Genomic DNA, 14514 nt, shown 5'->3' with positions numbered 1-14514 from the left:
GTCATGAACAGCGCGAGCCCCCAGCGCCTCCTGAACGTCGTGGACGTCGAAGCCACGTGCTGGTCCGGCTCCCCTCCCCCGGGCGCGGTCAGCGAGATCATCGAGATCGGGCTGACCGTCGTAGACCTGTCGACAGCCGAGCGAGTGGAACGGCACCGGATCCTGGTGCGGCCCGCCCGGTCCGAAGTCAGCTGTTTCTGCACGGAGTTGACCGGTCTCACCCAGGACGAGGTCGAAGGGGGACTGTCGTTCGGGGCTGCGTGCCGACTGCTGGCCGCGGAACACGCCTCCGGCGCGCGGCCGTGGGCGAGCTGGGGCGACTACGACCGTCACCAGTTCACCCGGCAGTGCGGGGCCACGAGGACGCCGTATCCCTTCGGCCGCCGCCACACCAACGCCAAGGCGGTCTTCACCGAGGTACACGGCCTGCGCAAGCGCCCCGGGATGGCACAGGCCCTGGACCTTGCCGGGCTGCCGCTCGAAGGACGCCATCATCGCGGCGAGGACGACGCCTGGAACATCGCCGCGCTGGTGTTGCATCTGGTGGGGCGGGACGGCTGGCCCGCGGAATGAGCGAGCACGTCACCGAGTCGGACGACGGCTTTCTCGTCGTGGCCGCCGCCGTGATCATCCGATCCGGACGCCTTCTCGTCGTCAGCAAGACCGCGGCCCCCGATGTCTTCTACCTTCCCGGCGGTAAGCCCGATCCGGGCGAGGACCTGGAGACGGCACTTCTGCGCGAACTGCGCGAGGAGCTCGGTCTCGTCCCCGTGGCCTTCAGCCGCCTCCAGGAGGTCCGGGCGCTCGCGGCGCTGGAGCGGATCCCGATGACGATGACGGTCTACGACACCACGATCACCGGCCTGCCCCGCCCCGCCGCCGAACTGTCCGCGATGCGCTGGATCACCGGCCAGGAGCCCGACCTGACACTGGCCCCTGCCGTACGAGACCACGTCCTGCCGCTCCTGAGGTCCCGGAGGCTGCTCGACTGACTTCCCGAGGACTCGCTCGACCGAGGTCCTGCCCGGCCGGAGCCTGCGGTACTGCCCGGCCGGATGCCGCTCCCGAGGTAGCGGAGTCGCGCGTAGCGGCGTCAGTGGGCCGGGCAAGCGTGTGGCGCTGCCCGTCCCTGGAACAGGGCGGGCAGCGCCACACATCGAAACCGGAGACTTACCCGGGGAACGGCTTGCTCGCGTCGTCGTCAGCCTTGATGCACGCGTCGAGCTTCTTCTGCAGGGCGGCCGCGTCGCTGAGCGCCTTCCTGGCCGCAGCGGTCTCCCCCAGTTGCCTCAGCTTCGCGGCCTTGGTCTTGAGGTTGGCGATCTGCTGGCGCAGCTGGCTCGTGTTGCAGGTGACGGAGGCCTTGACCGATGCCTCGCCCCGGTCGGCCGACGTGGCGGCGTGAGCGGGCATCGAGGTGATGAAGAAGCCTCCGACGATGGCCGCGGAGACGGCCAGGGCGGAAAAGCGCTTGGTCATGAGTTGTTTCCCCCAGATAGGGCTTGCATTGGTCGAAGTGGATCTTACAGACCTATGTGACCCGCCAGTAACCGGAGCCGGGACTCGTCGACCAAGCGGGCCTTGTCGAATCTGGAAGGGCCGCCGCTTCCAGCGGCCGTAGGCCGACCGCCGTGTCGAAGGCGATGCCCCGGGTACTCGAGGGTCGCCGTCACGGCCCCTCGGGTGCGGGCCGGTCAGGAAGGGGTGCACTGATGACGCAGCACGCCGACGACGACGTCGAGCGCCACCGGGGCGTCGCCGGACTGCGACTGGCGACGGAGAGCGCCGACGCGCTCGCCTCGACGCTGCCGGTCGACCGCAACCAGGCGATCCTGGAGGCGGCCAAGCAGGTCGGCGCGATCCTGAAACGGGAAGGGCACCCGTTCGCGCTCGCGGGCAGCGTCGCCGTGTACGCCCATGGCGGCGCTCAGAACCTTCAGCACGACGTCGATTTCGCGATCCTCCCCGAGGACGCGCAGTCCGTGGCCGAGACCCTCCGTGGGGCGGGTCTGGAGGTGCGGACGCCTCCGGAGGACTGGCTGCTGAAGGCCGACTGCATGGGCCAGCAGGTCGACCTGATCTTCGAACTCGCGCACCAGCCGGTCACCAGGGAACTGCTGGATCGGGCCGACGAACTCTCGGTGGACTCGGTGTTCATGCCGGTGCTGTCCCCGACCGACCTGCTGCACAGCCTGCTGTCCGCTTTCTCCGAGCACCACTGCGACTTCGGGGCGGTCCTGCCGATCGCGCGCGCACTGCGGGAGAAGGTCGACTGGGAGGCCGTACGCAGGGACTGCGGGGACGCCCCGATGCCGGACGCGTTCTTCTACTTCCTGGAACGCCTGGAGGTCATCGAGCCGAGGACGAGGGAGGGACGGTCATGAGCGAGCCGCTGGCGCGACACTCCGAGGAGAACGTCGAGTACCGCGTCGCCCACCTGCGTGACCGGCTGGCCGCCGAGGAACTCGGCGAGCTGGGGGTCCGCGCCGAGGTGCGCGCCGGGGCGGTCGTGGTCACCGGCACGGTGCCCTCCGCGCAGTGCCGGGAGACCGTGCTGCGGACCGTTCGCGAAGAGCTCGACGGCCTCGCCGTGCACACCGATGTGGTGGTGGCGGAGAACGTCACGCCCGATCATGCGGAGGAGCTGCCGTGATCCGCGTCGCCGCCGTGGGGGACATCCACATGGGCCCCGAGAGCCAGGGCCTGCTGCGCCCCGCCTTCGACACCCTGCCCGAGTGCGCCGACCTGCTCCTGCTGGCCGGGGACCTCACCCGGCACGGCACACCGGAGGAGGCCAGGGTGGTGGCCCAGGAGGTGCGCGGTCTCGCCGTGCCCGTCGTGGCGGTCCTCGGCAATCACGATCACCACGACGAGCAGCCCGAGAAGGTCGCCGCGCTCCTTGAGGACGCCGGGGTGCGGGTGCTGGAGGGCGAGGGGACGGTCGTCGAGTGCGGCGACACGCGCGTCGGGGTCGCCGGGACCAAGGGGTTCGGCGGCGGGTTCGTGGGCCGCAGCGCCGGGGAGTTCGGCGAGCCGCTGATGAAGGAGTTCGTACGGTACTCACGGCGCTGCGCGGACGGACTGCGCACCGCGCTGGAGGAACTGGACCGGCAGGACTGCGCGGCCCGGGTCGCGCTCACCCACTTCTCCCCCGTCGCCGACACCCTGGCCGGTGAGCCGCCGGAGATCTATCCGTTCCTCGGCACCTACTTGCTCGCCGAGGCGATCGACACCGCCGGAGCCGACCTGAGCGTGCACGGACACGCCCACGCCGGCACGGAGCACGGGATGACGGCCGGCGGGGTGCGGGTGCGCAACGTGGCCCAGCCGGTGATCCGGCGGGCGTTCAACGTGTACCACCTGCACGTCGACTGACCAGGCCGACCGACCACGCCGACTGGCGGTGTGTGTCTCAACTGCGGACGGACGCCCGGTCGTGGTGCTCCCACGCCTCGTCCCGCAGTTCCGGGCGGAGCAGGACCTCCACGGCGGTGCAGGCCAGTGCCTCGGCGGCGGCGAGCATCACCTGACGGCCTCGTTCGGAGCCGGCGGCGGCGGCGAACTCGGGTGTGTGGTCGGAGCCGTCCTCCTCCATGATCGCCACGAACGGATGGATGGCGGGCACCCGGCCGCTGACGTTCCCGGCATCGGAGGAACCCAGGTAGACGCCCGGTTCCGGCGGTGTCACCGAGATGCCCGCCGCCGCCAGGTGCCGGGCGAACCGAGCGGACAGGACCGTGCTGTTCCGGAAATGCTCGTAGCGGGGTGTCGCGCGTTCCACGGTGACCGTGGTCCCCGTGGCCCGCGCCACCCCCTGGGCGCAGGTCAGCAGCTCCCCCGCCAGGTCCTCCAGGGCATCGGTCGTCACCGCGCGCAGACCGAACAGACCCTCCGCGTACTCGGGGACGATGTTGGTCGCCCTGCCGCCGTCCGTGATGATGCCCTGGACATGCGAGCCCTCGGGCAGCCTGCGCCCGATCACCGCCAGGGTGTTGAACAGCTGGATGAGCGCGGCGAGGGCGTCGATGCCCTCGGTGGGGTTCCCGGTGGGGTGGGCGGAGCGCCCGTGGAACCCGACCCGGTACTGGGCCTGCGCGGTCAGCGGCGCCCACTGCCAGCTGTGCACACCGGGATGGAACATCAGCGCCGCGTCGAGGTCGTCGAACACCCCGGCGTCGGTCTCGGCGACCTTGCCTCCGCCGCCTTCCTCGGCGGGCGTGCCGATGGCCCACACGGTGCCCGCGTCCCGGTCGAGTACGGCTCGGGCGGCCAGGGCGGCGCCCAGGCCCGCCGCGGCGATCAGGTTGTGCCCGCAGGCGTGACCGAGGCCGGGCAGGGCGTCGTACTCCAGCATCAGGGCCACCGCGGGGCGGGGCCGCGTACCGGAGCGTGCGGTGAACGCGGTGGGCAGTCCGGCCACGTCCCGCTGCACCGTGAACCCGGCCCATTCGAGTTCCCCGCACAGCAGGGCCGCCGCCCGGTGCTCCTCGAAGGCGTACTCCGGGTCGGAGTGCAGCATCCGCGCCATGTCCCACAGCCGATCCGCCCGTGCGGCCACCTCTCCGCGCACTCGCGCGAGCACCTCGTCCACGGCGTCGGTCACATCGGCCTCCTGGGAGCGTCGTACGGCTGTGTCGTGGAGCGGGTTCCTTCGAGCGGCCCGCCTTACACCAGGGGCGCCGTTACCGGCACCGGGGTACGGGTACTCAGGAGCGGTCAGCGGCGTTGTCAGGAGGCCTCCATGAAGGCGGACCGGATCGCAGATCCCTGGGGTGCCCGGGCGCCGTACCGGCGCCACGAGGCCTGGCCGTCCAGGGTGGACACGTATCTCGCGGAGGGCGTGGAGCCCGGTGCGGTGCAGAGGTGGGTGGGGGCCGCGTCGCTCCTGCACTCCGGCGGGGACGCCATGGACATCGCCGTCGTCGACGGCCGTATGGCGGGCGTGCGAGGGCGGGCGGCGGACCGCGTCAGCCGGGGCAGGCTCGGCCCGAAGGACCTGTTCGGCTGGCAGGCGAACGCCTCGTCGGACCGGCTGACCAGGCCGCTCGTACGGCGCGACGGGCATCTCGTGGAGACGGACTGGGACACCGCGATGGAACTGGTGGCCGACCGCACCCGGGAGCTGCTCGCCGAGCGCGGGCCCGGCTCGATCGGCTTCTACACCACCGGGCAGCTGTTCCTGGAGGAGTACTACACGCTCGCGGTGCTGGCCCGGGCGGGTATCGGCACGAACCATCTCGACGGCAACACGCGCCTGTGCACGGCGACCGCGGCCGAGGCTTTGAAGGAGTCGTTCGGCTGCGACGGCCAGCCGGGCAGCTTCGACGACCTCGACCACGCCGACGTCATCGCGCTGTTCGGCCACAACATGGCCGAGACGCAGACCGTGCAGTGGACGCGGGTGCTGGACCGGCTGGCGGGCGGCGATCCGCCGCGGCTGCTGTGCGTGGATCCCCGTCCGACCCAGGTGGCCCGGCACGCGACCGTGCACCTGGCACCGCGGGTCGGAACCAACGTGGCGTTGCTGAACGCCCTGCTGCACGAGACGATCCGGCACGACCGGGTCGACCACGACTTCGTCGAGGCGCACACGGTCGGCTTCGAGGAGCTGGCCGAGCGGGTCGCGTCCTGCACGCCCGAGTGGGCCGCCGACATCTGCGACGTACCGGCAGCTCGGATCATCGAGGCGGCCGAGCTCGTCGGTACGACGGACGCCCTGCTGTCCACGGTCCTCCAGGGCGTCTACCAGGCGCACCAGGCCACCGCCGCGGCCGTACAGGTCAACAACCTGCATCTGATCCGCGGGATGCTGGGCCGTCCGGGCGCGGGCGTGCTCCAGATGAACGGTCAGCCCAGCGCGCAGAACACCCGTGAGTGCGGCGCCGACGGCGATCTGCCGGGCTTCCGCAACTGGCAGAACGACAGCCATGTGGCCGACCTGGCGAAGGTGTGGAACGTGGAGCCGTCCACGATCCCGCACTTCGCGCCGCCCACGCACGCGATGCAGATGTTCCGCTATGCCGAGCAGGGCTCGATCGGGATGCTGTGGATCAGCGGCACCAACCCGGCCGTGTCGCTGCCGGAACTGGCCCGGATCCGGGCGCTGCTGGGGCGGGAACGGCTCTTCACGGTCGTACAGGATCTGTTCCTGACGGAGACGGCCCGGCTCGCCGACGTCGTTCTGCCCGCCGCCACGTGGGGCGAGAAGACCGGCACGATCACCAACGCCGACCGGACCGTCCACCTGTGCGAGAAGGCGGTCGAGCCGCCCGGCGAGGCCAGGCCCGACCTGGACATCTTCCTCGACTTCGCGCGCCGCATGGACTTCCGTGACAAGGACGGCGGGCCGCTCATCGGCTGGCGGGAGCCCGAGGAGGTGTTCGAGGCCTGGAAGCGGTGCAGCGCGGGCCGGCCCTGCGACTACACGGGCCTCTCCTACGACCGGCTGCGCGACGCCGGTGGCATCCAGTGGCCGTGCGCCGAAGCGAACCCGCGGGGCACCGAGCGGCTCTACACGGAGGGCATCACCTGGGCGCACCCCGACGACTGCGAGAGCTACGGCAAGGACCTGGAGACCGGGGCCGCCGTGGACCCGGTGGAGTACCGCTCGCTCAACCCGGACGGCAAGGCCGTACTCAAGGCGGCCGCTTACGTCGAGCCGCACGAGATGCCCGACGAGCGGTATCCGTTCCAGCTCTCGACGGGCCGTACGCTCTACCACTTCCACACCCGGACCAAGACCGGCCGGGTGGCCCAGCTCGACGAGGCCGCGCCCGAGGTGTGGGTGGAGGCCTGCGCGGCGGACGCGGTGCGTCTCGGTCTTGGCGAGGGCGATCTGGTGCGGGTGACCACCCCGCGCGGCGCCCTGGAGGCGAGGCTGCGGGTCACGGACATCCGGCCGGGGCTGCTGTTCGTGCCCTTCCACTACGGCTACTGGGACACGAAGGAGGGCGACGGTCCGGACGGGGGCGGCCCGGGGCGCGCCGCGAACGAGACGACGATCACCGACTGGGATCCCGCCTCCAAGCAGCCCTTGTTCAAAACCGCGGCCGCGGCGCTCACCCTCGTCGGCCGCGCGGACGGACGGTACGCGCCTGCGCCGACCACCACGGCCTCGGCCCCTTCGGACCCTGATTCCGTGCCGGCCACGGCCGGCGGGCAGCAGGCGTACGCGACACAGAACAGTGAGCCGGGAGGCACGCCATGAAGGACGGCATCGCCCACACGCTGCGCGCCCTGCACCACGGGGAGGGGCAGCTGGCGCGGTTCCTCGTGGCCGTGGCCGAGCGGCACGCCGAGGAGCACGAGGTCCACCACGTCGCCCTCGACCTCGCCGACTGGTCGCGCGACCATGCCGACCGGCTGGCCGAGCACGCCGCGGGCGAAGGGCTGCGCCTCGACGACGACACGCCCGAGCCCACTTCCGGCGGGGCCGAGGGACCGGAGGGGCTGCTGCTCCTGCACGATCTGCGGGCGCTGCACCTGGCCGCCACGGAGAACTCCCTGCACTGGGAGATGCTCGCGCAGGCCGCCCAGGCGACCCGGGACGAACGGCTGCTGGAGCTGGCGTCGGCGTGTCATCCGCAGACGCTGCGGCAGATGCGCTGGACCAACACGCTGATCAAACAATTGTCCCCACAGGTCCTGACAAGCCTCTGACCAGGCTTAGGGACTACGGCCGAGGGCACCCGAGGGGCGGAGGTGAACGAACATGGGACACGGAGGAAACGTCATCGACGAGCTGGTGACCGATCACCGCGAGGTCGAGGAGCTGTTCGGGAAGATCGAGGTGCTGGCGCCCGGTGAGAAGAACCGGAAGCTGTACGCAGATCAGGCCACCATGGAGCTGGTCCGGCACTCGGTCGCGGAGGAGGAGTACCTCTACCCGGCGGTGCGGAAGCACTTGGTCAACGGGGACACCATGGCGGACCGGGAGATCGAGGACCACTCCAAGGCCGAGCAGCTCATGAAGGACCTGGAGGGGTGCGAGGCGGACGATCCCGAGTTCGACCGGATCGTGGCCGAGTTGATGAGCGAGGTCCGCTCCCACATCGCCGAGGAGGAGCAGACCCTCTTCCCGCAGCTGCGTGTCGCGTGCTCGGACAAGGAGCTGGACGAGCTGGGCGAGAAGGTGCGCCGCGCCAAGAAGATGGCGCCGACCCGCCCGCATCCGTCGGCCCCGGACACCCCTCCGGCGAACAAGATGCTCGCTCCGGGCGCCGGCCTGGTCGACCGGCTGAGGGACGCCCTGTCAGGCCGGGGCAAGGAGGACTGAGCTTCGGTCTCTTCGGCGGCCACCGGCACGAAACCGCCTCCCGGGAGCACAGGTGGACGGCCCGCACGACCGACGGGGCTCCGACCCGGTCGGGGGGTGAGACGGAGACGTTCGGCGCGTTACACCCTGCCGGGCCGCGCCGCGCCCGCGCTCAGGCGACGAGCGCCTCGTCCGGTCCCAGGCGGCCCAGCAGCTCGCCCCGGTGCAGCCCGGCCACCGACGCGAGCAGATCGGGGTGGCGGAGCAGGGCGGCGGCATGCTGGTCCGTCACGTCCGGGGCGAGCAGGCGGCGGAACACGGTCGGTGTGCCCGTCGTGTGCTCGCCCTCCGCTATCCCGGCCACCGCCAGCTCGGCCAGGCCGGGGTCGGTGAGCAGACAGGCCGCCCAGCTGGCCACGACCTCGTCCACCCAGCTGCGCCAGGCGTGCTCCTCGGCGTCCCGGTCGTCGGCACTGTCCGCGCCGGTGACCCAGTCGAGGCGGGCGGAGCCTCCCGGGCCCGCCATGCCGACGAGCGCGGCGTCCATCGCCGTGGGATAGCGCAGCCACGCGGCGACCGTCACGGCCTGCCGCGCCTGTACCTCGCACAGCGCGGCGGCCAGTGCACCGCCCGACGGTGGGAAGGCGCGCGTCAGCCAGTGGGTGGTCGCCGCGATGACCGGAGAGAGATCTGCTTGCACTGCCGGGCCGCCCGAGGTGCTGGTGGGAGAGGGGACTGCGCGAAACGGTAGCCGCGGTCCCGCCAGGAGGACATGGCTCCGGTCTCCCCCGGCACGTGGCTTCGGCCACACCGGCCCCTTCGCGCGCCTAGGGCCTGTTGCGAGAGTGGCCTCGTCGCCCGGAGGGCGGCCGCGCGGTGTTCGGTGCGTGCTCTGGGGGTCCCCCCCGGCCGAAGGCTGGGGGGAGTGCCGCACGGAAGCCCTCGTACGGGGCGTACTCGGGCTTTCGGGCGGTGCGGCGAGTGGGGGTACCTCCCACGCCTCAGGGCAGTGGGGGAGCGTGCCGGGCGTCGCGCGGCAGAGGCCACTTTCGCAACGGGCCCTAGGCCTCCAGCCAGAACCGGGTGCGGCCGAGCCACTGGTCCAGCAGCTCCGAGTCCCCTCGCGTCTCGACCCCGGGCGCCGGGCGGGCGTAGAGGAACAGGAGCAGGTCCGTCACCGGCCCGCGCACACTCACCGACGCCGAGCCGAACCCGCGCCGCCATACCGGCCGCCTCTCGGAGAGGTCGAGCAGCCACTCCCCCGCCGACCCCGCGTCGAAGCGCAGGGCACGCCCGGGACCGAGCAGCTCCGGCACGCCCGGCAGGGGTGCGTAGGCCTCGGGGACGGTCGAGAAGTCCAGCCACTCCTCCACGGCGTCCACCGCGAGGGACTCCTCGACCTCGAACTCCGCGCCGGTCACGAGTGCCGCGTCGGCGCGGTGCAGCAGGGTCTCGTACGTCATGCGCCGGGCCCAGAACATCGTGGCCTGCTCGATCAGCTGCTCGTCGGCGGGCGTCCACACCGGCACGTCGGGTCCGGCCGCCCGCAGGGTTCCGGCCAGCCGCGTGGCGCCCTCGACGAGCCAGCCGCCGAGCGCGGAGTCGTCCAGGTGGGCGTAGGCGGCCGGGTCGTTGACCATGCCGTCGTCGATCGGCTCGGTGGCCCGGGTCCGCACGATGTCCTCCGCCCACCTGTGGTCACCGCCCACGTGCCGCAGCAGCCGGCCGAGGTCCCAGCCGGGGCAGGTGGGCACCGGAACGGTCGGGTCCGCACCCTTGACGTGGCGGGCCAGCAGGTCGGTCTGGGCGACGATCGCCTCGCAGTAGTCCTCGAAGCGCAACAACGCTTCCCCCCTCGCCACACGATTCGTTATCCCTGCCACCTAACCTGACTCCTTCCAATACCACCACTGCGTAGAGGGAGACACGGCCATGCTGGTCGGGGCGGAGAACACATGGCTTCGGATCGCTCATGTGGCGTTGCTGGCAGGTGTGCTGACGGGCTGTTCGGAGGCCGCTGAGAGGGACGACTCGAAGGCGTCCGCGCGCCCGTCGGCGACGGCGGAGACGTCCGGTCCGGGCGACACGGCCGCCGCGGCCGGCGGCGGCACGATCGGCGCCGCCGGCTCGGCGTGCGAGCTGCCCGTCACCTTCGACCTCGCCGAGAGCTGGAAGGCGGAGGCCGTGGAGGCGCCGGTGAGCCAGGGGCCCGTCTCCTTGGCCTGCGAGATCGACGCGAAGCCCGCGGGCAACATCGGCTTCCTCCGCGTATGGGCCGGGAAATCGGGTGACGCCGACACACGGGCCGTGCTGGAAGCATTCGTCGCGGCCGAGGACGGGGTGACCAAGGAGAAGTACCGCGCCTTCACGTCCGGCGGCGTCTCGGGTGTGGAGGTCGAGTACCTGTACTCCAGCGAGCTCCTGGAGGAGACGAAGAAGGAGAGCGCCTTCGCCGTCACCACCGCGGACGGGCCGGTGGTGGTGCACCTCGGCGGGCTCGACACCGAGGAGCACGAGGAGATGCTCCCGGCGTACGAGCTCGCGCGCCGCACGCTCCGCACCGCCTGAGCAAGGGCCGCGGTGTCAGGCCTCAGTTCCCGTGTAGAACGCGATCGTCGCGGCCGTCGTCCTCGTCGCCGTCTCCTGGTCGGCACCGGAGGCGGCGTACGCCTCGCCCCAGCCTTCGCCCGAGCCGGTGATGAACGCACCGCCCTCGGGCGTGGTGTGCCAGGTCGCGGCCTCCTCCTTGCTGAGACCGCCGCCCGCGAGGTGCAGGGCGAGTCCGTAGAGCCCCAGGTCCCAGCCGACTCCGACGGCACCGGGTCCGAACTGGTCCCAGAAGTCGTCCGGTACGACGGCCACGTGCTCGAGTTCGAGGACCGTGCGCTCCCCGCCCTCGGGCGTGAGGCGCACTTCGACCTCGCTGAAGCCGGGGTCGGGGCCGTACAGCCAGCTCACCCGCAGCCGCTCGGGTTCCACGCACTCGAGGATCTCGCCGCCGGCGTTGCCCTCCAGCTGGTAGCGGCCGCCGACCTTGAGCTCGCCGCTGACCGGCATGAACCAGCGCGCGATCCGTTCGGGAGAGGTCACCGCGTCCCATACGTCGGCGACCTCGGCGTCGTACGTACGGCGCAGCAGGACTGTCCGGGCCTCGCCGGCCTCGACCTGCCGGGTGCCGACCCGCCGGTGCATACGGTTGATCTCGTCGGCGATCTCACTCATCCTCGCTCACCTCTCCTTGCGTCCTGCGCTCGCGCTTTCCCCGCGCGAGCTCCGTTCCGAGCGCGTCGAGCCGCTGGTCCCAGAAACCCCGGAAGCGCTCCAGCCAGGCGTCCACCTCCCTGAGCGGCTCGGTCTCGACGGCGTACAGCCGCCGAGTGCCGTCGGCGCGGACGGAGGCGAAGCCGCTCTCCCGCAGCACCTTCAGATGCTGCGAGACGGCCGGCTGGGAGATGCCGAACTCGCCGCGGATCACGGCACTGACCTCGCCCGACGCCTGCTCACCCGAGGCGAGCAGCTCCAATATCCGGCGCCTGACCGGATCCCCGAGTACGTCGAAGGCGTGCACGCAACCCACTATGCCACCCACCACTTATATAAGCCAAGTCTTAAAAAGGAGCCCGGGGCCGCGGAGTGCTCCGCGACCCCGGGACGTCAGCCGACGGGTCAGGACGTACGGGAGAGGGTCACGCGGGCACTCCCTCGGATCGCAGCATCGGGTGGTGCGCCGTGACCTCCTCGGGCACGGCGAAGGCATCGGTGAGCGTCAGGGCGTGCGGCGCCAGCGCCGCAACGGTGGCCTCCAGCACCTCCGGCAGGTATCGGACCTGCTCGGCGGTCATGCGTTCGTGAGCGAGCAGTTCACCGCTGTGGGCGGCCACGTAGCGCAGGGCGAACAGCCGGTGGAGGTGGTCCAGCAGAAGGCCCACCTGCGGGTCGGCGGCCTGTGCGGCCGCGGCGAGGAGTTCCTCGGCGGCCAGCCGGTGGACGTGGGCGTCGACCAGGGACAGCGCCGCACCCGAGGCGCCGTTCCAGCGGTCGAGGGGCGAGCCGGCCCGTTTCGCGCGCAGTCGCACCCGGGCCCGCTCGTGACGTATGCGCTCCAGGTCCCCCAACAGGTCGTGCAGGTGGGCCGGATCGTGCAGGGACCGGGTGGCCGGGGGCACCTCGCTGAGGGGGCGCGGGGTGAAACCGCCCAGCAGCATCTCGCCCGCCGCCTTGACCCAGATGACGGTGTTGTCGCCCTCCGCGGTGATCGTGCCCTCGTTGGCCGCGAGCTGACCCGCGATTCCGTTCGAGAGCAACAGGCCCTGTGCGCCGCAGCGTTCCCGGCACTCGGTCATCACGGCCCGGGCCTGCCAGGTGATCCAGCCCTTGGCGACGGCCACGAGCCGCTCGGCCTCGTCGCGCTCACCTTCCGCCGCCTGCGCCCACCGCCGTACGACCCCGCGCTGCAGCAGGGTGGCGGCGTAGGTCGTGGCGAGCGCCTCCACGAGCGGAGCGTGGTGGGTGCGATGGGTGAAAAGCGGCACGCGCTGTCCGCTGGTCATGCCCGAGGTGACCCGCTGGTGGGCGTGGCGTATCGCGACGGCCAGGGCGTGCCGCGTGACCCCGAGGCTGTAGGCGCTCATGCACAGCTTGCCCATGGTGACGCGGCCGATGGAGCGCAGGAACCGCTTGCGCGGACTCCCCAGGGAGGAGACGAGTTCACTCTCGGCCGTCAGCCGGCCGTGTTCGCCCTGGAGCATGGCCGTCCGCGGCAGCCGCACCCCGTGGAAGGAGGTGGCGCAGTGGTCGACCGGGCTGCTGGCCGTCTGGGGCAGCAACTCCACCTCCACGCCCGGCAGATGACGGCCGTTCGTGTCGGTCAGGGGGGTCAGGAAGAGGAAGACGCCCTGGTCCTTGCCGTCGATCACCAGACGGGCGGCGACCAGGGCGTCCTTGGGTCCGCCGGCCAGGGAGGTGTTGGGCATCCACTTGCGTGCCCCCCGCGTCGGGGTGGTGAGCACGAAACCGCCCGTGTCCCGGTCCAGGGTCGCGGTGGTCTCCAACTGGGGGGCGTCGTTGCCGTGCGCCTGCTCGGTGCACAGGAAGGTGCCGATGCGCTCCATCCGCAGGTACGGCCCCAAGTCCCGCCCGTCGTGGTCGTGTTCGAGCAGGCTGCCGAGGAACAGGTTGTAGTGGATGCTGGCGATCGTGGTCATGCCGGCGTCCACCACCCCGGCCCATTCGTGCAGGGCGCTCAGGGCGACCGGGTCCCGGGCCAGGGCTTGCGCGTCGGGCACCGCCGCGTTCACCACCCGTAGGCGTTGATAGGACAGTTCCGTGCGCTCCTGATGCGTCAGCCCCTCGTGGTAGGCGAAGACGTCGGAGCTGAACAGGCGGCGCCACGGCTCATGGATCTCGGCCTGCGTACCGAAGAGCAGCTGCCGCAGTGCGAGGGTCTCGGTCAACGGGGGGGAGGTTACGGGGAGTTGAGAGGTGATCACAGCGGCAACGTAGCCCGAGGTGGCCCCTGATCACATCATGATCATCACCACGATTGAACACCCGCGCGTGGTGGTAGTTACCCCTTAAACGGCCTCTCTAATACCAGAAGCCCCAATCTACACAAGGGTGATTCCCCTCCCAGGCCGCACTTTACGCCTGCGCGTCGGAGCATGGCCGGTTACCCCCCTCGGCGTGGCGCCATGGCGGGCACGCTCGACGATAGGCCGGAGAGGCCGACACACCCGGGGGCTCCAACGGCCCCCCCTCCCAAACAACCTTGACTCGTTGCGCCTCCAAACGTTCGCGGAAACCCCGCAATTGACGGAGAAGGCGGGGACAACGGGGCGAAACGCGCCGACAAGCGCGGCAGTTCACTCCTCGGTGATGTGCAGTCGCGCGACCGGTGGCCGGCCGGGGTTCGGTTGGGCGGCGGCTATGAGGGAGCCCTTCGCCTGTTTCTTGCGAGGAGGCTCCGGGGTTCACGCCGGGGAGAAGTCGCATCCGGTGGTCGCGACGCGGAGCGTCGCCGCGTCGGGCTCAGGGCGCGGAGCGCCCGTGCCGCTGCCGATGTCGCCGAGGCGATACGAACGGGTGTGCCGGTGATCGCTGGTCGGCGTGGTGACTGTGGGATCGGGGTGCGTTTGTGCGGCCGTCGCACATACGGTCCTTCGGAGGGTCCGGCACAGCACAGTGTTCCGGCCGGAGACCGTGAGGGCGGAGGCCGTGAGGGCGGAGGCCGTGAGGGCGGAGGCCGTGAGGGCGGAGGCCGT

17 protein-coding genes are annotated in these 14514 nt (G+C 71.4%); 9 read left to right on the top strand and 8 right to left on the bottom strand.

Going from position 1 to position 14514, the window contains the following annotated elements; all coding sequences use genetic code 11:
- The first annotated feature begins 3 nt into the window (after window positions 1–3).
- Window positions 4–573, top strand: a complete 570-nt coding sequence (locus tag ACIBJB_RS11415; protein WP_398929067.1) for an exonuclease domain-containing protein — start codon at window positions 4–6, stop codon at window positions 571–573.
- Entirely contained in the window at window positions 570–992 is a 423-nt protein-coding gene (locus ACIBJB_RS11410) for an NUDIX domain-containing protein (RefSeq protein WP_398929065.1), read from the top strand. Before ACIBJB_RS11415 ends, ACIBJB_RS11410 begins: the two co-directional genes overlap by 4 nt.
- Window positions 993–1170: 178 nt before the next feature.
- On the opposite strand, the gene ACIBJB_RS11405 is transcribed toward ACIBJB_RS11410, so the two are convergent.
- Window positions 1171–1479 carry a hypothetical protein gene (locus ACIBJB_RS11405; protein WP_398929063.1) on the bottom strand — a complete coding sequence of 103 codons (309 nt, stop codon included), beginning with the start codon at window positions 1477–1479 and terminating at the stop codon, window positions 1171–1173.
- A gap of 233 nt (window positions 1480–1712) precedes the next feature.
- Between ACIBJB_RS11405 and ACIBJB_RS11400 the strand changes: the two genes are divergently transcribed.
- Genes ACIBJB_RS11400 through ACIBJB_RS11390 form a run of 3 tightly spaced genes read left to right on the top strand, consistent with a single transcriptional unit; the run spans window position 1713 to window position 3375 of the window.
- On the top strand, window positions 1713–2384 hold the full coding sequence (locus ACIBJB_RS11400; RefSeq protein ID WP_398929061.1) for a hypothetical protein: 672 nt from the start codon (window positions 1713–1715) through the stop codon (window positions 2382–2384).
- On the top strand, window positions 2381–2653 hold the full coding sequence (locus ACIBJB_RS11395) for a BON domain-containing protein (protein WP_398929059.1): 273 nt from the start codon (window positions 2381–2383) through the stop codon (window positions 2651–2653). Before ACIBJB_RS11400 ends, ACIBJB_RS11395 begins: the two co-directional genes overlap by 4 nt.
- Entirely contained in the window at window positions 2650–3375 is a 726-nt protein-coding gene (locus ACIBJB_RS11390) for a metallophosphoesterase (RefSeq protein WP_398929056.1), read from the top strand. Before ACIBJB_RS11395 ends, ACIBJB_RS11390 begins: the two co-directional genes overlap by 4 nt.
- Window positions 3376–3412: 37 nt before the next feature.
- Here ACIBJB_RS11390 and ACIBJB_RS11385 read toward each other — a convergent pair whose 3' ends face one another.
- A complete protein-coding gene (locus ACIBJB_RS11385) occupies window positions 3413–4603 on the bottom strand; it encodes an amidohydrolase (protein ID WP_398929054.1) in 1191 nt (396 codons plus the stop codon).
- A 138-nt stretch (window positions 4604–4741) separates the two neighbouring features.
- On the opposite strand from ACIBJB_RS11385, the gene ACIBJB_RS11380 reads away from it, so the two are divergent.
- Genes ACIBJB_RS11380 through ACIBJB_RS11370 form a run of 3 tightly spaced genes read left to right on the top strand, consistent with a single transcriptional unit; the run spans window position 4742 to window position 8275 of the window.
- Window positions 4742–7207, top strand: coding sequence for a molybdopterin oxidoreductase family protein (locus ACIBJB_RS11380; RefSeq protein WP_398929051.1), 2466 nt, complete (start codon window positions 4742–4744; stop codon window positions 7205–7207).
- Entirely contained in the window at window positions 7204–7659 is a 456-nt protein-coding gene (locus ACIBJB_RS11375) for a hypothetical protein (RefSeq protein ID WP_398929049.1), read from the top strand. The genes ACIBJB_RS11380 and ACIBJB_RS11375 overlap by 4 nt, the downstream gene beginning before the upstream one ends.
- 52 nt (window positions 7660–7711) lie before the next feature.
- The gene (locus ACIBJB_RS11370) at window positions 7712–8275 is read left to right on the top strand and encodes a hemerythrin domain-containing protein (RefSeq protein ID WP_398929047.1); all 564 of its coding nucleotides are present in this window, start codon (window positions 7712–7714) and stop codon (window positions 8273–8275) included.
- A gap of 151 nt (window positions 8276–8426) precedes the next feature.
- On the opposite strand, the gene ACIBJB_RS11365 is transcribed toward ACIBJB_RS11370, so the two are convergent.
- Complete coding sequence (locus ACIBJB_RS11365) at window positions 8427–8954, bottom strand: hypothetical protein (RefSeq protein WP_398929045.1); 528 nt, start codon at window positions 8952–8954, stop codon at window positions 8427–8429.
- 361 nt (window positions 8955–9315) lie between these two features.
- Window positions 9316–10116 (bottom strand): maleylpyruvate isomerase family mycothiol-dependent enzyme, encoded by an 801-nt coding sequence (locus ACIBJB_RS11360; RefSeq protein WP_398929043.1) that lies wholly within the window; start codon window positions 10114–10116, stop codon window positions 9316–9318.
- A 70-nt stretch (window positions 10117–10186) separates the two neighbouring features.
- On the opposite strand from ACIBJB_RS11360, the gene ACIBJB_RS11355 reads away from it, so the two are divergent.
- The gene (locus ACIBJB_RS11355) at window positions 10187–10822 is read left to right on the top strand and encodes a lipoprotein (RefSeq protein ID WP_398929041.1); all 636 of its coding nucleotides are present in this window, start codon (window positions 10187–10189) and stop codon (window positions 10820–10822) included.
- Window positions 10823–10837: 15 nt separating this feature from the next.
- On the opposite strand, the gene ACIBJB_RS11350 is transcribed toward ACIBJB_RS11355, so the two are convergent.
- The 4 genes from ACIBJB_RS11350 to ACIBJB_RS11335 form a co-directional block, all read right to left on the bottom strand.
- The gene (locus tag ACIBJB_RS11350; RefSeq protein WP_398929039.1) at window positions 10838–11476 is read right to left on the bottom strand and encodes an SRPBCC family protein; all 639 of its coding nucleotides are present in this window, start codon (window positions 11474–11476) and stop codon (window positions 10838–10840) included.
- Entirely contained in the window at window positions 11469–11831 is a 363-nt protein-coding gene (locus tag ACIBJB_RS11345) for an ArsR/SmtB family transcription factor (RefSeq protein ID WP_398929834.1), read from the bottom strand. Before ACIBJB_RS11345 ends, ACIBJB_RS11350 begins: the two co-directional genes overlap by 8 nt.
- Window positions 11832–11940: 109 nt before the next feature.
- Window positions 11941–13743, bottom strand: coding sequence for an acyl-CoA dehydrogenase (locus tag ACIBJB_RS11340; RefSeq protein ID WP_398929037.1), 1803 nt, complete (start codon window positions 13741–13743; stop codon window positions 11941–11943).
- A 480-nt stretch (window positions 13744–14223) separates the two neighbouring features.
- Window positions 14224–14514, bottom strand: a 291-nt coding sequence (locus tag ACIBJB_RS11335; protein WP_398929035.1) for a hypothetical protein, incomplete at its 5' end; no start/stop codon positions are given.

It is taken from the genome of Streptomyces sp. NPDC050759 (assembly GCF_044456945.1).
GTDB lineage: Bacteria > Actinomycetota > Actinomycetes > Streptomycetales > Streptomycetaceae > Streptomyces.
This window is presented reverse-complemented; position numbering and strand designations above follow the sequence as displayed.